Source organism: Methylocapsa acidiphila B2 (assembly GCF_000427445.1).
Taxonomy (GTDB): Bacteria; Pseudomonadota; Alphaproteobacteria; order Rhizobiales; family Beijerinckiaceae; genus Methylocapsa; species Methylocapsa acidiphila.
In genome coordinates, this window is the sequence record NZ_KE386496.1 from 593171 (window position 1) to 615382 (window position 22212).

Here is a 22212-nt window from a genome sequence, read left to right on the forward strand (position 1 = left end):
GGCCGAAAAGCCGCGGAGGTTTCGGATCGGCAGGATGCGTTGAAACTCAAATCGAAAGGGGGCGACGTTTTCGCACGCCCGATGCTTTCGATTGGCGCCGCGCGGACGCGGCTGCTGAGCGCCAGTTCAAGCAAGAACTGAACCATAGGGTCCGTCGGAAAGCCGGCGCGCCCCGCCTCGAGCATCGGCGATCTCTCCGAAGATCGGTTGGAATTCGCGCGCGAGAACGGCGTCGGCCTCGCCCATGGTCGTCGGCCGCCCGAGGTCGAGGAGGCTGGTCACTCCGAGATGGGAGGAGGCGACGCCGCAAGGGGTGATTCCGGAGAAATGATCGAGCCGCGGCGCGACGTTCAGGGCGATCCCATGGAACGAGACCCAGCGCCGGATTCTCACGCCGATCGCGGCGATCTTGTCCTCGGCGATTTCTCCAGCGCTTCCGCGCGGCTTATCGGGACGTCGAACCCACACCCCGACGCGATCCTCGCGCCGCTCTCCGGCGACGTCGAAGGCGGCGAGGCTCGCGATCAGCCAGTCCTCGAGGCTCGCGACGAAGGCGCGCAAATCGGGGCGGTGGCGTTTCAGGTCAAGCATTACATAGGCGACCCTCTGGCCGGGGCCATGATAGGTGTAGCGCCCGCCGCGTCCGGTTCGATGGACCGGGAAGCGCGGATCAATCAGATCGGCGTCCTGAGCCGAGGTTCCGGCGGTATAGATGGGCGGATGCTCGACGAGCCAGACTTGTTCCGCCGCCGCGTCCGCTGCGATCGCTTCCACGCGGGCCTCCATGGCGGCGACGGCCTCTTCATAAGGCGTCAGGCCGTCGGATACCCGCCATTCGATGGGTTCGCCGCGGCTCTTGGGCAGCATGACGCCAGCCCGGCCATCGCGCGGAGCGGTGTTCCTGTCGCTAGTCATAAAGACTTATAGCGCCGCGCGGGGCCAAGCGCATGTCCCGCGTCGATTTGCTCTCATTTGGCCGCTTGGCCTTGCCACCTTCCCGGCGATTTGTTAGACGACCCGCCAAGCCCTTCGGCGCGGATGCGCCGCTGCGATGCTTGCGGCCATGGCGGAATTGGTAGACGCGCTAGCTTGAGGTGCTAGTTGGGAGACCAGTGGAGGTTCGAGTCCTCTTGGCCGCACCATTTCTCCCTCTCCAAATCCAATGGAGCCTTAAAATTAAAGGGCTCGTGGTTGGGGCGCCTAATTTGCCGGCTCGGCCGGGACCTTAGGCGGGGAGGCCTTCGCTTTTCCCTTGCGGCCGGCATGCGTTTCTTTCGCGAAGACGTCCGTGATGATCTTGTCGGTCTCGGACGTCCAGCCGGGAGGCGCCGCGCGCAATGCCGGCGGCTCCGCGCCCGGCTTTACATGCACGATCTTGAAGCCGCGGCGCTTGAGTTCGCGCAGGAAGGCTGGCATCATGAGGGCCGTCTGCTGTTTCGTGTCATGGAACAGGACGATCCCGCGGCCGTCCTTCTCGAGTCGATCTAGGACCAAGGCGAGCTGGGCCTCCGGCGTCATGGGCGTCCAATCCGACGCCCAAAGATCGGCACCGAACACGGCGATGTTTCGCGCCGAGAGCCATTCGATCAGCGCGGGCGTGTCGGCGAAGCCCGGAAATCTGAAGAAAGGCGTTCGCGGGACGGCGCCAGCGGCGCCATAGGCGGCGATCTCGTCCGCCGCGACGCCTTTTTCGATCTCCGCGCGGGCCGCCTGATCGCTCAAGCGCCGCAGCGTCGCCCCGGGATGCGAGAATGTGTGATGGCCGATCGTATGGCCCTCGGCGACGGCGCGGCGCACCAGCGCGGGCATGGCCGCCGCATTGCGCCCGACCAGAAAGAAAGTGGCCTTCACGCATTCGCTCGCCAGCGCGTCGAGAATCTTCGCAGTCGGAGGCGCAGGCCCGTCGTCGAAAGTGAGGATCACTTCGCGATCTTCGAGCGCTAGGGTTTGTGGATATGATTTCAGCCCGACCTGAAACCCACCTCGCGCGTCGAGCTCCAGGGTCCGGCTCACGCCGAGCGCGTCGGCCGGGCAGGCGAGGGCGCGCGCCGCCGCGGGAAGCGACGGCAGGAGGGTGGTGGCGCCGAAGGCGACGGGCCAGACCAGCCTAGCCAAGAGCGGACGCGGGACGGCGGCCCGCCTCGGCTGCGCCTCTTGGTTGGGTTCAGCTTTGTCGATCGGCGATACGGCTCCGAATCGGCCGAATAGCCGTTCGCCATGATTCGCTGAGCGCATTTTAGTCATTCGGCGCCTTTCGCATCCTTCGCCCATCCGGCGTCCCTGTGGAGAAAAAAGCTCCAAGACAGGCGGACAAAAAGCATGTTCCGGAAAAATTGATCGACCTTTTCGATAAGAATCTGCCCCAGGTTTTTGACTTCAGCGAGTCCACCGTCGATCGAAGGACTCCATCCGATCCGGAATCGCTTCAGGGGCTTTCAGTTTCCCTTGACGATGAAAGCCCGTTATGAACCGAGCCATTCGAGACGAAACTCCTATGCGCCCGTGATCAATATAAACGACGACTGTGACGTCAAAACGGCGCATCCGGACCGGCTTCCTGGAGACGCCGAGTCGATCTACGCCGAGAATGGCGCGGTCGATCCGCGCTTCCTTCGCGAAGTCACCGAGGCCGTCGCCGCCGGCGACGGCGCGGCGGCCTGTGAATTGGCCGGACGCCTCCATGAGGCGGATCTCGGCGCCCTCATCGCTGCGCTCGAGCCGGACCTGCGCGCCAGCCTCGTCCAGCTCATGGGGCGCGATTTCGATTTCGCCGCTCTCACCGAAATGGATCATCATATCCGCGAGGAAATTCTCGCGGAGCTGCCGACCGAGACCGTTGCGGAAGGCGTGCGGGAGCTCGAAAGCGACGACGCGGTCATCATTCTCGAAGATCTCGATAAAGAGGATCAGGCCGAGATTCTCGAGGCCTTGCCCGCGCTCGACAGGGCGCAACTGCAGCGCTCGCTGGACTATCCAGACTATTCGGCCGGCCGCCTCATGCAGACGAGTTTCGTCACCGCGCCGCCTTTCTGGACAGCCCGTCAAGCGATCGACGTCATGCGCGACGCCGACGAAGAGACCTTGCCGGATAATTTCTTCGAGATCTTCATCGTCGATCCAGCGCATCGGCTGCTTGGCAATATTTTCCTCGACACCTTGCTGCGGGCGCGAAGCTCCGCGCGACTCGAGGAGATCATGTGCGCCGACCGCCGCCGGGTGGAGGCGACGGAGGATCGCGAAGAGGTCGCGCGCATTTTCCAGCGCTACAATCTCGTCTCGGTTCCGGTCGTCGACGAAGCCGAGCGCCTCGTTGGCGTGATCACCATCGACGACATCGTCGACGTGATCCAGGAAGAGGCCGACGCCGAAGTGAAGGCGCTCGGCGGCGTGTCCGAGGACGAGGAATTGTCCGACACGGTCTGGTGGACCACGAAGAGCCGCTTTCTGTGGCTCTTCGTCAATCTAATCACGGCTTTCATCGCCTCGTCCGTGCTTGGCCTGTTCGAGGGATCGTTGCAGAAAATGGTCGCGCTCGCGGTGCTCGCGCCGATCGTCGCGAGCCAGGGCGGCAACGCCGCGACGCAGACCATGACCGTTGCGGTGCGCGCCCTCGCGACTCGCGAGCTGTCGCGCGCGAACGCGCTGCGCGTCATCTTGCGCGAGGTCTTTGTCGGCGCCCTGAACGGCGCCGCTTTCGGCCTCATCACTGGCCTGGTCGCGGCCCTCTGGTTTGGGCTCGCCGGGCTCGGCGCGGTCATCGCCCTCGCCATGCTGACCAATCTCATCGCCGGCGCGCTCGGCGGCATCTTGATCCCGCAGGTGCTCAATAAGCTGGAGATCGACCCCGCGGTGTCGTCGAGCGCCTTCGTCACCACAGTGACGGATGTCGTGGGCTACGGGTCCTTCTTGGGGATCGCGACGCTGTGGTTCGGGCTTGCGTGACCGAAGTCGCGGTGTTCAGACGTAGCGGATCGTCGTGAACATCCCTGCTTCCATGTGGTAGAGCAGGTGGCAGTGGAGCGCCCACCAGCCGGGATTGTCGGCGTCGAAGGCGACCGTAACGCTGGTTGCGGGCGGCACAAGCACCGTGTCGCGCATGGCGCCCGGGAAACGGCTCCCGTTGATCGCGACGACCTGAAACACATGCCCATGCAAATGCATGGGATGCGGCATCGTCGTCTTATTGACGAAGAGCAGCTCCACGCGCTCGCCGGCGGCGACGGGCAGCGGCGGCGCGTCCTTGGTCCATTCGACGCCATTAATCGACCACTGGTATCCTTCCATGGCGCCGGTGAGGTTCAGTTCATGGCGACGATCCGCCTTGCGCCGGGCGAGCGCTTTCACCGCACGCAGCCGGCGCTCAAGCTCAAGGGTTAGCGGCGGCGCGGAGGACTCTGCAAGTTCAGGGAGGCGCGGGACCGCGCCGCCTCCGGCGACAAGAATCACGCCGGTCTGCTTGCGATCGCCCTCGAGCCGAGCCAGCACGGGATAGGCCGCCGCGCCGCGCGGGATCCTCAGCCTGACGTCGAGCCGTTGCGCGACCGTAATGGGAAAGCTGCGGCCCCGGATCGGGATAATCCGGCGCCCGTCGACGGCGATCAGCTCTCCTTCGAGCGGTCCAAGGTCGATATGGTAGGCGCTCATCGACGAGCTGTTGATGATGCGCAACAGCACCGCCTCGCCGGCCTCGACCTTCACGACATCGGGGTCGGCCAGCGTGCGCTCATTGGCGAGAAAGGCGTCATAGGCGACGTCGTTCAAATCCGGTTTCGCCGGCGCCGTCGGCATGGGCATGTTGGGGTTAGCCGCCATCATGGCGGCGTGCTCCGCGGGCGACATGCCTGAATGGCTCATGCCGGTCATGGCGGCGCCGCTGCGCAGGCCCTGATAAATCTCCTCGGGCGGAGTGAAGCTGAAATCGGCGAGCATGATGATGACGCTCTGCTCGCCGGCGCGCGCGCCTTTGTCGTGAATGATAAGCGGCGCGGACAAGAGAAGCTGCTCCTGCAGCCCCACATGGGAATGCATCCAATAGGTGCCGCCGAATGTGAGCGGGAAATCGAAATCGGCGGATTCGCCCGGCGCAATGGCAGGCCCGGAAATGCCCGGCACGCCGTCTTGTTGCGAAGGCGGCGTAAGCCCGTGCCAATGGATGAGGCTCGGCTCCGCGAGCCTGTTCTCGAGGCGCACGCGGAAAGGCTGGCTGACCCTGGCGACCAGTCCGGGCGTTCCGTCCGATTGGCGGACGCAAAGCGCCGACGCGGCTTTCCCGTTCACTTCTATGGTGCGGCGCTCGATCCGCAGGACGGTCGGGGCCGAGTCCATCGCCCGAGCGCCAGCAAGAGGCGCAAGCCCCGCCGCGAGGGAACCGGTCAGAAAGTCGCGACGCGAAAGCTTTGTCGGCATTTCTATTGCGGGTTCTCCAGGCTGAATGTCTCCGTGGTCTCGTCATAGGCGAAAAGCTCGCCGTAGCGGCCCCAGTTGACGACGCTTTTCAAGGTCCGCTCGGCATATTCGTCGGACATGTAATCCTCGAGCTCCTCGAGAAAGCGCACCGACCGCGCCGTATGCGTCGGGCGATCGTCGAGCACGAGCTTGATCCGCGCGGCGAGCGGAACATAGGCCATCAGATGATCGCCGAACAGTTTCTTGCGCACGTCGACTTCGGCGTCGGCGAAGCGCAGCCCCGCCGGCGTCAATTTGATGTCGCCCTCTTCGATCTCGGCGAAGCGCAGGAGCTGCAAGGTTTCGCCGACCGGGAAAAGCTCGTCGATCTCCATTTGCAGGCTGTCGGCCAAGGCCGGCAAATCGGCCCGGCCGCTGTAGGGCTCGGCGGCGATTTCCTCGATCATGCCGGCGATCGTGTTGGTCGAGATTTGGGGCAGGGCCATGGCGAAGCCGAGGCCCGGGAAGGCCCCGTCGCGGCCGGGCCCCACCGGCTCGGGACGCTTGGTCATGAGCGCATAGATCTTATCGACCAATTGGCGGAATTCGGGATCGAGCCGATTGCGCGGATGTTGCAAGTTGACGTGGATCTCGGCGGCGACGCGGCCGGGATTGGAGGCCAGCACGATGATGCGGTTGCACATCAGGACCGCCTCTTCGATATTATGCGTCACCATGAGGATCGCCTTGATCGGCATGCGGCCTTCGACCCAGAGGTCGAGGAGGTCGGTGCGCAGCGTTTCGGCGGTGAGCACGTCGAGCGCCGAGAAAGGCTCGTCCATCAGCAGAATATTGGGATGGACGACGAGCGCGCGAGCGAAGCCGACGCGCTGGCGCATGCCGCCCGACAACTCCTTGGGGAACGCCGATTCGAATCCGTCGAGGCCGATGAGGTCGATCGCCTTCAGGGCGCGCCGGCGCGCGTCGGCGGCGGGGATTTTTTTCGCTCTGAGGCCGAGCTCCACATTGGCGAGAACCGAAAGCCAAGGGAAAAGGGCGAAGCTCTGAAACACCATGGCGACGCCGTCGACAGGACCATCGACCGGCCGGCCGAGATAGTCGACCTCGCCGTCCGACGCTTTCGTCAACCCGGAGACGATGCGCAAAAGCGAGGATTTGCCGCAGCCCGAGCGCCCGAGCAGACCGACGATCTCGTTCTCGTTCAAGGTGAGCGACACCTTGTCCAGAACCGCCGGACCTTGCTCGCCCGAGCCCGTCTGGTAGTGCTGGCAGACGTTCCTCACCTGGAGCAGCGGCTTCTTGGCGGCCGTGGAGGCCCGCGCAGTCACTTCGAGCATGGAATTACCTCAATCAATTCGCAGCCTTCTCTCGCCCATGGCGAAAAGCGGCCGCCAGAACAGGCGGTTGAACATGATGACGAAGATCGACATGACGGCGACGCCGAGTACGATCTTCGGAAAGTCGCCATCGGCGGTGGCTTCCGCGATATAGGCCCCGATCCCGTGCGCGGAAATCGTCTGGTCGCCCCATTTGACATATTCGGCGACGATCGCGGCGTTCCAGGATCCGCCGGACGCAGTCAACGCGCCGGTGACATAATAGGGGAAGATCCCGGGGATGATGACGCTCTTCCACCAGTCCCAGCCGTGAATGTGAAAATTGGCGGCCGCTTCCTTGAGGTCGTTGGGGAAGGCCGACGCGCCGGCGATCACGTTGAACAATATGTACCATTGCGTGCCGAACACGATCAGGAAGCTCAGCCAAATGTCCGGATTGAGGGCGAAGCGCACGATGAGCACGACGGCGACCGGAAAAATGACATTGGCCGGAAAGGCGGCCAGGAATTGCGCCAGCGGCTGGATCTTCTCAGCGAGCGCCGGCCTGAGGCCGATCCAGACGCCGACCGGAACCCAGATGAGAGTCGCCAGCGCCATAAGCAAGACCACGCGCACCATGGTGATGAGCGTGAGCAGGATGGCTTCCCGCAAGTCGCCCCATGACAAGGTCTGACGCACGTAATCGACGACGAGCCAGGCCGACCAAAGCGTGACGAGCACGACCAGGATCAGCCAAAGCGCGTCGATGAGCCAGCTCACTCGGTTGCGGCGCGGCGCGGCTTCCAGCGCGCGCGGCCGCAATCCTGGCAGCTCGAGCCGCCAGAGCGCGATGTTCTGGAACATCAAGCCAGGCCCGCGCATGAGGGCGCGCACCCATTGCGTCCGGGTGAAGAGCTGAGTCACCCAGGAGCGCTCTTTGGTCTGGCTCGCGGTGAGCTCGACCCGGAAGCGCGAGCCGAAGACGACGAGGGGACGAAACAGCAATTGATCATAGGCGATGATCACGACCAGCATGGCGAGGATCGCGGCGATGACGGCGCCGATGCTCTTCTGCTCAATGGCGAGCGCGAGATAGGCCCCGATTCCAGGCAGCTTGACCGTGGTGTCGCCGACCGCGATCGCTTCTGAGGCGACGACGAAGAACCAGCCGCCGGACATGGACATCATCGTGTTCCAGATCAGGCCGGGCATGGCGAAAGGCGCCTCGAGCTGCCAGAATTTCTGCCATCCGGAAAGCTGAAAGCCGCGCGCCACTTCGTTGAGATCGCGCGGGACGGTGCGCAGCGACTGGTAGAAGGAAAAGGCCATGTTCCAGGCTTGCGAGGTGAAGATCGCGAAGACGGCGGCGCATTCCGCGCCGAGGATTGAGCCCGGGAAAAGGCCGAGGAAAAAAGTGACCGTGAAGGATAGGAAGCCGAGGATCGGGACCGACTGCAGGACGTCGAGGATCGGAATCAGGATCATCTCGGCGCGTCGGCTCTTCGCCGCCAAGGTCGCATAGGTGAACGTGAAAAGAAGTGAGGCCCCGATCGCCGCGAACATCCGTAAGGTGGTGCGCAGCGCGTAATAGGGTAGATTTCTGACGTCGAGCGAGGTGACCGTCGATTCAGGCGCTTCGAGCGGCACGGTCAGGCCGCCAGAAATGTGCGAAATCGCGATGAAGCCGGCGAAGATCAGCGCAAGGGCGAAGAGGTCATATTGGTTGGGAAGGGCCTTGCGGCCGAGCGATGCGAAGGCGACGAACCGAGGCAGCATGGCGGCCTTTCACTGATCGGCGGTTGAGGCTTGGGCGAGGCGACGACTCGAAGGGCCGGGGCCACGAATTACTTTGGCTTTTCTTGTCGAGATGCGTGACGAACGGATGACGGCCGACGGCTTCCGAGGCGCTTTCTTTGCCCCTACGCATTGGCTCGTCAGCCTTATGATCGCGCGGATCGGCTCTGTCCAGCCATCCGAGCGGTGAATTAGATTTGTTCTGGGCCGACGGAGCAGGGCCAATTCGTCCCACCGTCGCACGAATCAAGGGTGGCCGCTTTTTCGACGTGTTAACGCCCTATTACCGCCTTTGCTTTAAGTTGCCTTAGTCAAATTGCGGGCGCCGAACCATGCCGAATTTTCCCTTTGCGCTTCTCGCGCTTCCTCTCATGTTCCTGGTGGCGGGATGCGCCGGCGGGGGCATTGTCGACGACGCGATGCCACGCCCGATGGATTATGAAATTCACGGCATAGACGTCTCGAAATATCAGGGCGAGATCGATTGGGACAGCGTTCGCGCCTCGGGCGTTCGGTTCGCCTGGATCAAGGCGACCGAAGGCGGCGACCATATCGACGAGAAATTCGCCCGCAATTGGGCCGCGGCCAAGGCCGCCGGCGTGCCGCGCGGCGCCTATCATTTCGCCTATTGGTGCCGGCCGGCCGAGGAGCAAGCAGCCTGGTTCACCGCCAATGTGCCGCCGGACCCGGACGCCCTGCCGCCCGTCCTCGACGTCGAATGGAACGGCCAGTCGAAGACCTGCGCCAAGCGCGTGCCGCGCGATGTGGCGATCGCGCAAATGAAAATCATCCTGGCCGCGATGGAGCGGGCCTATGGCAAGAAGCCGGTCATCTATACGGCCGTCGATTTCCACCGCGACATCATGCAAGGGGAGTTCACGGAATATCCGATCTGGGTCCGCAGCGTGAAAAGCCATCCGTCGGTCAAATATGGCGCGCGGCGCTGGCATTTCTGGCAACATACGGCGGAGGGGCATGTTCCCGGCATTCGCGGCTACGTCGATCGCAACGCCTTCAACGGCACGGCGGCCGAATGGCAGGCATGGCTCGCCAGCGCGACTTCCGGCTCCTCGCACGCCGCGAGCGAGCCCCCCGCAGCCATACGTTCGGCGCAGGCGCGGCTCTAATCCGGCGCGGCTTGCGCCGCAGTTCCCCTGAATTCGAAAGAAGAAAGGCCGCCCTTTCGAGGCGGCCTTTCCATTGCCGGACCGCGCGGTCCGAAATTCCTGACGACGTTCAGGAGGCGACGGCCTCGAAGACGTGAAGCCAGGTCCGGGCCCGCAGCGTGAGACAATGAGACACTGGATCACCTCCTTTCGTGAGTTGAAGATGAGCGAATATAGAGTTCGGGCGGTCCTTTGCCAATGGCCGCATTCGGCCGCAATGGGGCGCGCTTCACTTGGTCGCAATGACCATTGAATCTGGTCCGACAAGCGCCTCGACGCGCGTCTCGGCGAAGCCCGCCTCCCGCATCCAGCCTTGGCAGTCGGCTCCGGTGTAATCGAATCCGCCCGGCGTCTCGATCAGCATGTTCAGGCTCATGAGCAGGCCGAAGGCGTTATGCCGCCGTTCGTCGTCGATCAGCGCTTCGTAGACGATGAGGACTCCGCCCTTGTGCAGGGCGTCATAGGCTTTGGCGAGCAGCATGCGCTTTTGAGCCAGATCCCAATCGTGCAGGATATGGCCCATAATGATCACATCCGCTGTGGGGAGCGGGTCCGAGAAGAAATTGCCGCCGTGAAACGCAATTCGATCCGCGACGCCGCTGCGCTGCGCGAATTCCTCGAAGATCGGCTGCACTTGTGGGAGATCGAACCCGGCGCCGGCGAGATGCGGATAGGCGTGCGCCAGCGTCACGGCGACCATGCCTTGCGCCGCGCCGACGTCGACGAAGCTCTTGTAGTTCCTCCAAGGGAATTTCGCGGCGATGGCCTGGGCCGCGCCTGCGCTGACGCCGCTCATGGCCGAAAGAAAGCCGAGCAGGCGGTCCGGATCGGCGTAAAGCGTCGCGAAAAGATCCGCAGACGTCTTGCTTTCGTTCTGTGGCTTTCCGGTCTTTAGCGCGTCGGTCAGCGCGCCCCAAAAACCATAAAGTCGCGCATTGGCCATTTCGAGCAGGCCGCCGACGTAGCTCGGTTTGGCGCGGTCGAGAAATAGATCCGCGTCGGCGCTATTGGCGTAGAGCCCGTTTTGCCGATCGAGCAGGCCGAGCGCGACCAGGGCGTCGAAAAAGTCGCGGGCGCCGCGATCATGCAGGCCCACCTTTTGCGTCAAAGCCGCTAGATCGAGCGGTCGCTTGGCGAGTTCGGTGAAGATCCCAAGCTCGACGGCGCTCAAAAGGGCTTTGGCTCCCCAAAACCCAAAGCCGATCCCGAAAATTTTCTCGGGCGTCGGGGCAATGCTCATGCCTTTCTCCCTGTTGGTTTCTTAAGCAGCGGCGAAGCGCGCCAGGGCCTTTTCGGCAATCATGCGCGCGATTGGAATCGCGGAGGTCGCGGCCGGCGAAGGCGCGTTGCAGACATGCAGCATGCGCGGCGTTTCGGCAAAGAGGAAGTCATGCGCCAGAGTCCCGTCGCGGAGGACGGCCTGGGCGCGGATGCCGGCGAATGGCTCTGCGAGATCCTCTAACGTGAGGCTCGGATAATATTTCCGGCATTGGGCGAGATAGTAGCTTTTTGAAAGGGCGCTTCTGAGCTCCGAGGCGCCGGCGCCGAGATGGGCGACGATCGCCCGCCAAAATCCAGGGAAGGCGGCATAGGCGGCGACATCGCGGAGATTGAAGGAAAATTTCTCATAGCCTTCGCGGGCGAAGCCGAGCATGGCGTTGGGGCCGACGATGACCCCGCCACCGATCGTCCGCGTCAGATGGACCCCGACAAAAGGCAAGGTCGGATCGGGAATCGGATAGATCAGGCGGCTGACGAGGGCCGTCCGCGCCGAAGGCAGCGCATAAAACTCGCCGCGAAACGGCACGATCTGATGATTGATGGCGACGCCTGCCAGCCGGGCGAGTCGGTCCGATTGCAGGCCCGCGCAGACGACGAGCGATTTTACGCGCAACGTCTCGGCAGCGGAGGAGACGGCGACCGTCTCGGCCTCTTCCGTGATGGCCGCGATTTCGGCGCCGAGCCGCAACTCGCCGCCCGCGGCCGCGATCATGCGCGCGAGGGCGGCGCAGATCCCCGGATAATCGACGATCGCCGTAGACGGCAGGAAGAGCGCGGCGAGGCCCGCGACATAGGGCTCACGCCGCGCGAGCTCGGCGCCGTCGATCCGCTCGGCTTCGACGCCATTTTGCTTCGCCCGCTCATGGAGAGCGTCCATCCGGGCGATCTCCATTGCATTCGTCGCGACGAGATATTTGCCGCAAGTCTCGATCGCGACTCCATGCTCGGCGCAAAACGCCTTGGTCGCTTCGGCGCCTTCTCGGCAAAGGCGGGCCTTCAGGCTTCCGGGCGTGTAATAGACGCCCGAATGAACGACCCCACTATTATGCCCGGTCTGATGTCGAGCAATGCCGTCTTCCTTCTCGAATATGATGATCGACGCGCCGGGCCGTGCGCGAAGGATTTCCGCGGCGGTCGCGAGGCCGACGATCCCTGCGCCGACGACGCCAAAGTCATAGATCATCCCGATGCGCTTTCCTTGGTCATGATCGAGGCGGCGTCTTTCAGCCGCCTCGGAGAGCGGCTTCGAGCGCCTGCCGAAAATGCGCCAGTTCAGTGGGATCGACGTCGGAGACGGCCCAAAAATCGACTGCGCCGTCGCGCCAGGCGAGAATATGATAGCCGGCGACGGTTTGCGGGCTCTCCGGCGCCGGCCCATGCGCTGGAAGCTCGGTCAGGCTGATAAAATGTTCCTTGCGGCGATAAACGAGCGTCGCCGCGGGCGCGCCGTCGACGACGTCGATCCGGCCGCCGGCGAGGGGAAAGCCCTCGGCCCCGAGGTCCGCGACCTGAGGCGCGAGCGCGAAGCGCGCGGCGAACCAGGGCTTCACCATGTGCCGATCGGAAGAGGCGACGTCGACGGGCTGGCCGGAAAGAAGGCCGCGCTTGTGACCGGCCAAAAGCACATCGGCCAGGGACGCGTTCGCGACGCCAGTCTCTTGTCCTGCGGGACGAAGCGCCAAAGCCAAATAGGTCGAGGACGAGGCGAGCCCTGCGGCGATCAGGGCCGAAGCCGCCAGGGCGCGCCAGGAAGGCGCGGGCTGTGACGCGGCGGCGCCGGATGAGGCGGCCATCGCTTCGATGCGACGCCGCAGCGCGGGCGGCGCGACGGGCTTTCCGATCTCGCGGCCGACGAGCGAGCGGAGACCGCGCAGCGCGGCATATTCGCGCGCCAACGCCGCATTCTCCGCCAAGCGGGATTCGACCTCGAGCATTCCGGCCGCGTCGAGTTCGCCGTCGATCGCCGCGTGCAGAAGCAGGACTTCGTCGCCTGGTTTCATTTCAGCTCGGTCCTCGCCAATGTTGCGATGACATGGCGGCGGGCGCGGGCGAGCCGCGACATCACCGTGCCGACCGGCGCGCCAGTCATTTCCGCGATTTCGCGATAGCTCAAAGAGCTGATGTCGCGCAGCACGAAAGTCTCCTTATACGGCGGCGGCAGCGCCGCGATCGCCGCTTCGAGAGCGGCGGCCTCGCATTTTTCGATCAAGGCTTCCTCGGGCGACGCGCCGTCGTCGGGCAAAGCCTCCGCCTCGAACGAGGCGCTAGCCTCCAACGCCTTCGGCCGATTGCGGGCGAGCCACGTGAAGGTCGCATTGCGGGTGATCGCAAGCAACCAGGCGCGGGCGTCGCCGCCGGCATAGCGATCGAGGCCTTTCAGGGCGCGCAGGCAAGCCTCCTGCACGATGTCCTCCGCATCCGCGCCATTGCCGCAGAGCCATCGCGCGAGCCCATAGGCGTCGTCGAGGTGGGGAAGCACCACCTCGGCGAATTGTTCATTCAAGGTCTTGTCCGCCACGCCGCGACTGGCTCCGAAGGGGCCGTGATGGCCGACATACGACTAGGCCGCGCGAACCGATTTGATCAAGACAAAGCCGCTCCAGCGTGCGAAGATTGATGCTGGACTTTTGCCGTCTTGTCGCAATTAAGAGCGACGATTCCGAAGCGGTGGATTTATTCTTTCATCCGCTCGATCCCACAATGCGTCGCGTAAGCTGGCTCGACGCGACACCGGCCGGGTCATGCGGCCCGGCGTTTTGTCAATTCAAAGATCAGTAGTCGGCTCGACGCTTGCTTGCCCGGCGACGCGTCGTCGATCACGGCGACGCGCGTCGCCGAACGATTGAAAGGCGGACGATCGACATAGACTCCGCTTCCTAAATTGGCCCGCGTTCGAATCGTATGCGTCGGAAGGTCGAGATTGGCGGGTTTTCGCTGGGGATCGCTCACCTCTTCGGTGATAAGCGCATAGCGCCAGGCGCCGGCCTCTAGATTGGTCAATACGCGTTCGATTTGTTCATTCGTCAAATGCTGCAAAACTTGGCGAATAAGTATTAAATCGCCTGAAGGTAAGGCGGCCGCCGTCAGATCAGCGACATGAAAGCTCACTTGTGGAATGTCGCGATAGCGCTTCGCATTGATCTCGATAATATAGGATGACGCGTCCAGCGCGACGCATTTTTTGACATTGTCGCAGAGCTTTGATCCGACATAAAAGTCGCCGCATCCCGCATCGACGATGGTTTCCACGCCATGCCGCTTGATATAATCCTGCACGAACCGCAGATAGCGCTCGGCGAATAATCCCTCGCTGCCGAGACCCGACAAGGAAGTCCCCTGCCGCCACATCCCTTTCTTGTAGATTTCGTTAAATGCGTCGGGCAGGGAAAGCCGCTGCAATCGCCGTTCGCGATAAAGCATCCGCATTCTGCCGATCGGTTTCGAGATCTTTGCAGGAAGGATTCTTTTGACGAAATCCTTGAAAGCCATCGGCGCCTCCCGCTCTGAATTGAGGTGACGTTCGCCTTACATCGAGGATTTTTGGGTGAAATCCGTCGGCTATCTCGTTTCCCAAATTTTCCGGCTACGGGCTTCATCGATGGGCTCGCGCTTTTCCAGGGCCAATTCACGCGTTGAAGGTCGGCGACGTGGCCTTGAGGCAGTCAAAATGCACGATTAATTCTGGTTTATCTAGGGCCGCTCACGATTTGACGAGTGTTGCGGTACGACTGTCATCTGTGCATACATTAAAGAATAAGCGAGGGCTTGATATGACAACGAGTAAGCGAATTTTGTACCTTGATTATACTAAGGGGTACGCGATCATTCTCGTTGTCCTCGGCCATACGATCGGCGGGCTTGAGAAAGTGGGCGTCGTGTCGCCGGCCGGCTTCTACGCGACCCTTAGCGACGTCATCTACACCTTTCATATGCCTCTGTTTTTCTTCGTTTCCGGATTTTTGTCCGCGCGGCTGGCAGCCCAGCCGCCGCGGGCTTTCGCCTCAGGTGCTTTTTTGACGATCGTCGCGCCTTACCTCATTTGGTCATGGATCTTCTTGTCGATGAATGTGGCGTTCCCCAATGGCGCCAATGCACATTTTTCACGATCCGACTTCATCGACATTCTGGCGCCGGGACGCTCGATCGGAGTCTACTGGTTCCTCTATGCTCTTTTGGTCGCGCGGCTCGCTTATTACGTCGCCGCGCGGATTTCGAGAACGCTCGTCCTGGCCCTGTTTGGGGCCTTTTCGCTGACTTATCTATTTTGCCAAGCTTTCTTGGCCGGCGTCGAGGATCTGTCAGTGTTCGCCGGGACGATCTTCAAATTCAGCCAGGGCGGAACCTTTGTGGGATTCGGCTTGATTGCGGCGACGAATGAAAATGTGAAGGAGGCAATCCTCTCCGCCCGGCGCTTGCCGTGGTGGGCCGTGGGTTGGATCGGCGCGGCGGCGCTCGTCATTCGCTATCCGGCTTTCGAGGTTTTGCGTTTCGCGACCGGTTTTTGCGGAACCGCGCTCACTCTCTCGCTCGCGCGCTGGATCGAGTTCAAGAGCCCGTATCAGCCGCAATTCCTGTCCAATATCGGCAAGGCCACGATCGCCATCTTTGTCGCCCATGTGATTTTCGCTGCGGCGATTCGGAGCCTCTTGCTCAAGCTCGGCGTTCACGGCGCCTTCGTCCATGTCGTCTTCGGCACGACGGCCGGCGTGATTTTTCCGATGGTCCTATTCTATGCCGCAAATTATTGGCGCATCGCGCCCTGGGTCGGGTTCGGTAAGAACGCGCCCGTCTTCGCGGGGGGATTGCCACCTTTTGCAACGGCCTTGCGCGCGTTTCGAAAATCATGAGCGCGTTCTTCTGACCACGCCCCGTTCCTCGAAAACATCTGGCCCGCCTAATGACCTACACGCTCGTGATCGCCAATAAGGCCTATTCGTCCTGGTCCTTTCGTCCCTGGCTCTTGATGCGGCATTTCGACATTCCCTTCGAGGAAATCGTCGTTCCGCTCGCGCAAGAAGGCACTAGGGCCGAGATCTTGCGCTACGCGCCGAGCGGAAAATGCCCCTCGCTTCAGGACGGCGACATTCGCGTCTGGGATTCGCTTTCCATCATCGAATATCTGGCCGAGCGGCATCCGCATCTTCCGATCTGGCCAGAGCCGCAGGCGGCGCGCGCCGAGGCGCGTTCGCTTTCGGCCGAAATGCATTCGGGTTTCATGGCTCTGCGAGCGCTTCTGCCGATGAACATGCGCCGGCCGGTTTCCAAGCGCGAGCTGACGCCTGAGGCGGCGGTGGACGTCGCCCGCCTCGAGCAGGCTTTCGCCGAGGCGCGGGAGCAGTTCGGCAAAGAGGGGGCTTTTCTTTTCGGCGCTTTCTCGGCGGTCGACGCGATGTTCGCGCCAGTCGTCAATCGCCTCCATGTCTATGACGTCGCGGTTGCGCCGGCGACGCGCGCCTATATGGAGGCGGTCATGGCGCTGCCGGCATGGCGGAGTTGGAGCGCCGACGCTGCGGTTGAATGCTGGAAAATCGAGAAATACGAAGCCCTCTGAGACCGACCGTCGCGCCCGACGGAGCGCATTGCGCGTCGCGGCGGCGGAGAATTCCTCAGCGGACCGCTCAAAGCGCTTGCCGTTCTCGCGCTTTGGTCCAACTTATAAGGGCGACATGGATCCAAAAGCCGTGTGGGGAGCCAAGTGAATCGAACGGGAGGCAAGGGCGGAGCGCTCACGCCTCAGCCCAGCGCGAAATCGGACATCGACGCATTTCTCGGCGCGGCTGAGAAGGTTCCGGCGGCGCAGGCGAGCGGGAAGGGACGGCTCGTTTTCGCGCTCGACGCGACGATGAGTCGGCAAGCAACGTGGGATCTCGCCCAATCCGTCCAAGGCAAGATGTTCGCGACCGCCGCCGCGCATGGCGGCCTCGAGGTTCAGCTCATCTATTATCGCGGCTTCGGCGAATGCAAAGCCTCGAACTTCATGTCCGGCGGGCAGGGGCTCGCCTCGCTCATGACGCGGATTTCGGTGGGCGCCGGCCAGACGCAAATCGAAAAAGTGCTGCGCCATGTCCGCGACGAGACGCGGAAAACCCCCATTCGCGCCTTGGTCTTCGTCGGCGACGCGATGGAGGAGGAGTTCGACCTCCTCGCCGGGCTCGCGGGCGAGCTTGGACTGCTTGGCGTGAAGGCCTTCCTATTTCAGGAGGGGCGCGACGGCGTCGCAGAGCGGGCCTTTCGTCACATCGCCTTGCTGACCGGGGGCGCCTATGCGACATTCGACGCTTCCGCTCCGGAGCGGCTCATCGCGCTTCTCTCCGCCGCCGCCGCCTATGCCGCGGGCGGACGAAGGGCGCTTGAATTCGAAGCGCGCGCGCGGGGGGCGGCGGCGGCAAATCTCCTCTTATCGCAATTGCGTTGAGTCACCTGGAATGCTGTACCTCCTCGCCGGATTCTTGGTCTTTTGGATCGGGCTTTATGCGCTCAAGGCTTTCGCCCAAGCTAATCCCGCGGCGCTCGCCCAACTTCTCCGCCGGGCCGGCGGGTGGGCGGCGCTTGTCGTCGCCGGATTTCTCTTGTTGCGTGGGCGCGTCGATATGGCGATCGGCCTCGGCGGCCTCGCGGCCTGGCTATTGAGGATCAGCTACGGCTCCCGCTTCGGCCTGTTCAGATCGGTCGGAGGGGCCGGCGCTCGCCGCGCGTCCTGCGTGAGATCGGCCATGATCGAGATGGAGCTCGATCACGCCACAGGGAAGATGCGCGGGGTCATTCTCGCAGGGCCGGACGAAGGCAAGCAGTTAGATGCTCTGACGCGGCCGCAATGCGAACTCCTTCACCGTCTTTGCTGCCGGGACGATCCCGATGGCGCGCGGCTTCTGGAAGCCTATCTTGACCGCCGGTTTCCCGGCTGGCGTCCAGCAGAGGATCAGTGGCGCGACGAGGGGAGCGCCGGCGCGCCGCGCCGGGCCGGCGCCATGTCCAAGGATGAAGCTTATGAGGTTTTGGGGCTTCAAAAAGGCGCCTCTCGGGAGGAAGTCGTTCGCTCGCACCGTTCTTTGATGAAAAAGCTGCATCCAGATCACGGCGGGACGACGGATTTGGCTGCGCGAGTCAACGAAGCGAAGGATGTCCTGATGCGACGTCATCAGTAGGGGTCCGGAAAGGTTCGAGTTTGATGCCCGTTTGGGCGAGATTGGCGAAATCGAGATGGACGGCGGCCAGCTGCCGCAATTTCAGTTTTTTGTCGCGAAACAGGAAAATCCCGAACGCTTGAGCGTTTTGCAGGCGAGTTCGGCGCTATCAGCCTGGAGGCCGGCGAAACGGGCGCGATAAAGCGTTTCGGACCCTTTCTGCACTTTTTCCGTAAAGGGCAGCGCCGAATTCAGAGCTTTCGCGCCTTCCGACTTGGCGCGTGCGAGCAGCGCGGTCGCCTTGGCGATGTCGTCGGTGGCTCCGATTTGGATCATCCAGCCGCTGTGGGCGGCGGCCGGGCGGTGGGACTCGGCGGTCGAAAGAGAAGCCGTCTTCTCGGCGCTGCGCTCCCTCGCCGGCGCAGCCGAGGCTGTGTGGGTCGGCGAGGGGGTTGCGCTCGCCGCGGCCGCCCCATGGCCTGAATGCGACGTCGAGCCGTCAGGCGCGGCGGCCCTCGAGCCGGTTTCTTTTTCCGCGCCGCGCATGTCCTCGGCTTGCGTCTTCGCGGCTCCCGAGACGAAGGCCGGGCGTGGTCTTTGGAAGGGTATTGTAGGGTCGATCGATGCGACGCGAAATGGGTCGGCGCTGGCCGTGAGATTGGCGGGAGCGACCGTCGCCGAGGCTCGCGGGCTCGGCTTCTGATCCAGGTTCGCAGAGGCGTTCTTGACCTCGAGTTCCTGATGCGTCGGCGCGGGCCTGGGCGCTTCGAGCGTCGCGACGGCCTCGCCGGAATTCCCTTCGGAGATCGCGGCCGCTGTGCGGACCGTCGCGCCGCTCTCGATATTGTCCTCGATCAGACCCGCCATGAGTCGGTCGCGCGAGGCCGCGCTGGCGCCGCCCAGGACGGCGGCGACGATGAAATGCCCGTCGCGCTTCACAGAAGCGAGAAGATTGAATCCAGAGGCGCGGATATAGCCGGTCTTTATCCCGTCCATGCCCTCGAGGCGATCCATGAGATGATTATGATTTGCGATGGCCGCGCCGCCATAATGGAAGACATGGGTCGAGAAATAACGATATTCGCGCGGGAAGCGGTCCTGGATCGCGCGGCCGAGGAGCGCGAGGTCATGCGCGGTCGTCACTTGCTCGTCGTTGGGCAGGCCGGAAGCGTTGGCGAAATGCGTGCGGCTCATGCCGAGCGCATGGGCCTTTCGCGTCATCAATTCGGCAAAGGTGTCCTCGTCGCCGCCGATGCGCTCGGCGATCGCGACGGCGATGTCATTGGCGGAGCGCGTGACGACCGCCTTGATCGCATCCTCGACGCTGATCGTCTCGCCGGGGCGCAGGCCGAGCTTCGTCGGGGCCTGGCGCGCGGCATGGGCGGAAACCCGAACGTCGCTGTCGAGGCGGAGGCTCCCTTTTTCGAGCTGCTCGAACAGGAGGTACAAGGTCATCACCTTGGTGATCGACGCCGGATGTCGAATCTCGTTCTCGTTGCGTGCAAAAAGCGTTTGCCCGGAATTGGCGTCGACGACGATCGCCGCGAAATTTCTTGGGTTCACGCTGGTCAGGGAGCGCGGACGGTGGCCTAAATGGACGTGATGCGCGTGACGCGAAAAATGCGCACGGGCGGCGGCATGGTGAGAGTGATGGCGGGCCTCGGCGGGCGTGGCCGCGATGCCGCCCGCAAGAACCATCGTGAAACCATATAGGGCGACGGCAAAATTTGTGCGACGAACTGTCGCGCCCAATTTCATCATGTCAGGCATCCTCTGTCTGCGACATGCAATGGTTCTCTCGGAGACGCTAAATCCGGGCGGTTACCGAGGGGTTAAGAGCGCGACTTGAAGCGCCGCCAAATGTTTCAATTCGAGCTTATGCTGCGCTGCAAGATCAAGTTGACGTGATTTGTGCGCTGCACTATATCTAAGTTGCTACAGGCTTACGAACGCGCCTGTGGCAAGAAGCCGCCCCTACGAGGGACGAAACGGCGCATGCTCGGCGAAGGAAAATCAAATGGCCTATCAAATCGATGATTTCCAGAAATTCGGCAAGGAGCAACTCGAAGCCGCGACAAACGTAACGTCCAACTTGACCAAGAGCTGGCAGACGATCGCCGCCGAGGCCACGGAATATTCGAAAAAGTCGCTGGAAAACAGCTCGGCTTTCCTCGAGAAATTGCTCGGCGCCAAGTCCTTTGAAAGCGCCATTCAAATTCAGTCGGAATACGCCAAAAACTCGTATGCGGGCTTCATCGCGCAGGCCACGAAACTCGGCGAGATCTATTCCAACCTCGCTAAGGAAGCCTTCAAGCCGATCGAGACGGCGATTTCCAAAGTTCAATCCTTTAAAGAATAGTCCGCCTCCGGTTGCGCTGGCGGATGCGCAGAGCCTTCGTTGCAATTTCGTGGTTGCGCCGCGGAAGTCTCGGATCGCAATTCCTCTGGACTGCCTTCTGAGAGGCTCGGCACAGGCCGGGCCTTTTTTGTGCGCGCCGACATGAAGACGCTTGGGGGGCGATGCGCTCCGAAGAGGCTGAATGTGTCGACGCGCTTCGCGTCGGCGAAGCGCTTGACGATCGACCATCGGATTGCGTCGCGACGCAATCCACGATGATGAGCCGCGATGTCGGCAGCCTAGGCTGTGAAACGGCTGCGGCCCTGTGGCTGTCGCCTTTGATTGGGAAGCGACAGAACGCATTGAACGGGGTGAATGTCATGGCGGAGATCGAGCAAGACGCAGCGTCCTCGACGTACGACGCGGAGGAAGCCCAGCAAGACGCCGTTGGGGCTGAAGCCGTCGCGCCTGCGGCGGATGAGACGATCGAAATCGAAACGGCGGCCGAGAGCGCTCCTGAAGCCGTTGTGCTGCAAGAGGCCGTGTCTCATGACAATGTTCCCGATCGACCTGAGCGGCAAGACAGGCTCGTTTCTCCAAATGCAGGCGAGGCTCACGCCCGATCTGGCTTGAGCGAGATCGCAGCGGAGGCGAGTGAGTACTCCCGACGCTCGTTCGAGAACGGCGCCCAATTCATTCAAGAGCTCATCGGCGCAAAGTCTTTTTCGAACGCCGTTCAGATCCAGGCGGCCTACGCGAAGACTTCTTTTGCCGGATTCATCTCCTATGTGACCAGGGTGCGCGAGATTTATTCGGGCTTCAATCGGTTCGGCTCCGGCCATTGGCGGCGCGGATCCTGAGGGCGGCGCGCATTCACGGCTCATGGATAGGATAAAGCTTCAAAAGCTCGGCTTTCGCCGGGCTTTTTTTATGAATTTCTATGACGATGACGCTGCCTATTTGAGCGGCGCCGAAAATGTGCTCTGAGCTTTTAAATTGATCCGCGCATTACAATTTCGTCAGCGACGCGCCCCGGATCTTCAAGCTCGCGCGATCGCCGCCGTGGCCGCGCGCGATTTCTTCATTCGACGCGGCGCAGTTTTTGCTGAAAATCCTTTCGGGCTCATCTTGGAGGCCTACCTGTCTTGGAGGCTTGGCTTGCGGCTCGTCTTCGACCCTCGGCGCGCCGCGGAGCTGCCGATTCATCGCGCGGCTCGATTCCCTCTTGCGAGGAAAGCGCGCGCGTTGTTCACTTGGGTTTCGGTCTCGGGTTTCGTACTGGCCAAAAAGGCGCGGCGAGTTATCTATAATTGGAAGGCGAGGACCTTGGTTGTGACGGACGGACTTCTTCGGCGAATCTCTTTCCGGGCTGAATGGCCCGGTCGCGGCGACGCGGGCGCCGGAATTGGGCTCGCCGACGCAAGAGAGAGTGTCCGCGGGTCGATCCGCGCGGCCAAGGACCCGCAACGGGGGGGCGACGGCGGGTCAGGTTCGGGAACGGCGGTGATCACTCGGTCGAAGACGCAAACGCGGAGACCGAGCATGTATCGGGTCCTGTTGCTGAACGACGATTATACGCCGATGGATTTCGTGGTCGCGGTCCTGAAGAAATATTTCAACAAGGGACCGGAGGAGGCGATGCGAATCATGCTTCATGTTCACCAACATGGCGTCGGCGAATGCGGAGTCTTCACCTACGAGGTCGCCGAGACCAAAGTCACGCAAGTCATGGATTACGCCCGCAAGCATCAGCACCCGTTGCAATGCATCATGGAAAAGAAATGAGA

General features: G+C 62.5%; 21 protein-coding genes and 1 tRNA gene. 11 read left to right on the forward strand and 11 right to left on the reverse strand.

The genetic code is table 11. The features are described from left to right. Positions 1–126: 126 nt before the first annotated feature. Positions 127–867 carry a lipoyl(octanoyl) transferase LipB gene (lipB, locus tag METAC_RS22295; protein ID WP_051335777.1) on the reverse strand — a complete coding sequence of 247 codons (741 nt, stop codon included), beginning with the start codon at positions 865–867 and terminating at the stop codon, positions 127–129. A gap of 190 nt (positions 868–1057) precedes the next feature. Between lipB and METAC_RS0104240 the strand changes: the two genes are divergently transcribed. After that, positions 1058–1142 (forward strand) — tRNA-Leu (locus METAC_RS0104240). A 58-nt stretch (positions 1143–1200) separates the two neighbouring features. On the opposite strand, the gene METAC_RS22300 is transcribed toward METAC_RS0104240, so the two are convergent. Next, the gene (locus METAC_RS22300; protein ID WP_084143903.1) at positions 1201–2235 is read right to left on the reverse strand and encodes a polysaccharide deacetylase family protein; all 1035 of its coding nucleotides are present in this window, start codon (positions 2233–2235) and stop codon (positions 1201–1203) included. A gap of 47 nt (positions 2236–2282) precedes the next feature. Between METAC_RS22300 and METAC_RS26725 the strand changes: the two genes are divergently transcribed. Both METAC_RS26725 and mgtE read left to right on the forward strand, forming a co-directional pair. Continuing rightward, positions 2283–2468, forward strand: a complete 186-nt coding sequence (locus METAC_RS26725) for a hypothetical protein (protein WP_026606054.1) — start codon at positions 2283–2285, stop codon at positions 2466–2468. 43 nt (positions 2469–2511) lie between these two features. After that, positions 2512–3942: a magnesium transporter gene (mgtE, locus tag METAC_RS0104255; RefSeq protein ID WP_026606055.1), complete on the forward strand. Its 1431-nt coding sequence runs from the start codon at positions 2512–2514 to the stop codon at positions 3940–3942. Positions 3943–3957: 15 nt separating this feature from the next. On the opposite strand, the gene METAC_RS0104260 is transcribed toward mgtE, so the two are convergent. Genes METAC_RS0104260 through METAC_RS0104270 form a run of 3 tightly spaced genes read right to left on the reverse strand, consistent with a single transcriptional unit; the run spans position 3958 to position 8498 of the window. After that, a complete protein-coding gene (locus tag METAC_RS0104260; protein ID WP_026606056.1) occupies positions 3958–5406 on the reverse strand; it encodes a multicopper oxidase family protein in 1449 nt (482 codons plus the stop codon). A 2-nt stretch (positions 5407–5408) separates the two neighbouring features. Next, on the reverse strand, positions 5409–6743 hold the full coding sequence (locus METAC_RS0104265) for an ABC transporter ATP-binding protein (protein WP_026606057.1): 1335 nt from the start codon (positions 6741–6743) through the stop codon (positions 5409–5411). A gap of 9 nt (positions 6744–6752) precedes the next feature. Beyond that, a complete protein-coding gene (locus METAC_RS0104270) occupies positions 6753–8498 on the reverse strand; it encodes an ABC transporter permease (protein ID WP_026606058.1) in 1746 nt (581 codons plus the stop codon). Positions 8499–8848: 350 nt separating this feature from the next. On the opposite strand from METAC_RS0104270, the gene METAC_RS22305 reads away from it, so the two are divergent. After that, entirely contained in the window at positions 8849–9643 is a 795-nt protein-coding gene (locus METAC_RS22305; RefSeq protein ID WP_084143449.1) for a glycoside hydrolase family 25 protein, read from the forward strand. 268 nt (positions 9644–9911) lie between these two features. Here the strand turns inward: METAC_RS22305 and METAC_RS0104285 are convergent, their stop codons facing one another. From METAC_RS0104285 to METAC_RS0104305, 5 genes are all read right to left on the reverse strand, one after another. Then, positions 9912–10922, reverse strand: coding sequence for a methyltransferase (locus METAC_RS0104285; RefSeq protein ID WP_026606059.1), 1011 nt, complete (start codon positions 10920–10922; stop codon positions 9912–9914). A 21-nt stretch (positions 10923–10943) separates the two neighbouring features. Further along, positions 10944–12146, reverse strand: a complete 1203-nt coding sequence (lhgO, locus tag METAC_RS0104290) for an L-2-hydroxyglutarate oxidase (protein WP_026606060.1) — start codon at positions 12144–12146, stop codon at positions 10944–10946. Between the two features lie 40 nt (positions 12147–12186). After that, positions 12187–12963: an anti-sigma factor family protein gene (locus METAC_RS0104295; RefSeq protein WP_026606061.1), complete on the reverse strand. Its 777-nt coding sequence runs from the start codon at positions 12961–12963 to the stop codon at positions 12187–12189. Beyond that, a complete protein-coding gene (locus tag METAC_RS0104300; protein ID WP_026606062.1) occupies positions 12960–13481 on the reverse strand; it encodes a sigma-70 family RNA polymerase sigma factor in 522 nt (173 codons plus the stop codon). The genes METAC_RS0104295 and METAC_RS0104300 overlap by 4 nt, the downstream gene beginning before the upstream one ends. Positions 13482–13702: 221 nt before the next feature. Beyond that, complete coding sequence (locus METAC_RS0104305) at positions 13703–14452, reverse strand: class I SAM-dependent methyltransferase (protein ID WP_026606063.1); 750 nt, start codon at positions 14450–14452, stop codon at positions 13703–13705. Positions 14453–14754: 302 nt separating this feature from the next. Here METAC_RS0104305 and METAC_RS0104310 point away from each other — a divergent pair, with 302 nt between their 5' ends. The 4 genes from METAC_RS0104310 (at position 14755) to METAC_RS27010 (ending at position 18108) form a co-directional block, all read left to right on the forward strand. Then, entirely contained in the window at positions 14755–15810 is a 1056-nt protein-coding gene (locus METAC_RS0104310; protein ID WP_026606064.1) for an acyltransferase family protein, read from the forward strand. A gap of 50 nt (positions 15811–15860) precedes the next feature. After that, entirely contained in the window at positions 15861–16514 is a 654-nt protein-coding gene (locus tag METAC_RS0104315; protein ID WP_026606065.1) for a glutathione S-transferase family protein, read from the forward strand. A gap of 144 nt (positions 16515–16658) precedes the next feature. Next, positions 16659–17378, forward strand: coding sequence for a hypothetical protein (locus METAC_RS0104320; protein WP_026606066.1), 720 nt, complete (start codon positions 16659–16661; stop codon positions 17376–17378). 10 nt (positions 17379–17388) lie between these two features. Further along, a complete protein-coding gene (locus METAC_RS27010) occupies positions 17389–18108 on the forward strand; it encodes a DnaJ domain-containing protein (RefSeq protein ID WP_026606067.1) in 720 nt (239 codons plus the stop codon). A gap of 81 nt (positions 18109–18189) precedes the next feature. Here METAC_RS27010 and METAC_RS0104330 read toward each other — a convergent pair whose 3' ends face one another. Continuing rightward, positions 18190–19848 (reverse strand): D-alanyl-D-alanine carboxypeptidase, encoded by a 1659-nt coding sequence (locus METAC_RS0104330; protein ID WP_026606068.1) that lies wholly within the window; start codon positions 19846–19848, stop codon positions 18190–18192. Positions 19849–20104: 256 nt separating this feature from the next. On the opposite strand from METAC_RS0104330, the gene METAC_RS0104335 reads away from it, so the two are divergent. From METAC_RS0104335 to clpS, 3 genes are all read left to right on the forward strand, one after another. Further along, positions 20105–20446, forward strand: a complete 342-nt coding sequence (locus METAC_RS0104335; RefSeq protein WP_026606069.1) for a phasin family protein — start codon at positions 20105–20107, stop codon at positions 20444–20446. Positions 20447–20607: 161 nt separating this feature from the next. Continuing rightward, positions 20608–21285, forward strand: coding sequence for a phasin family protein (locus METAC_RS22310; RefSeq protein WP_036255277.1), 678 nt, complete (start codon positions 20608–20610; stop codon positions 21283–21285). A 544-nt stretch (positions 21286–21829) separates the two neighbouring features. Beyond that, on the forward strand, positions 21830–22210 hold the full coding sequence (gene clpS / locus METAC_RS0104350) for an ATP-dependent Clp protease adapter ClpS (RefSeq protein ID WP_051335779.1): 381 nt from the start codon (positions 21830–21832) through the stop codon (positions 22208–22210). The last annotated feature ends 2 nt before the right edge of the window (positions 22211–22212 follow it).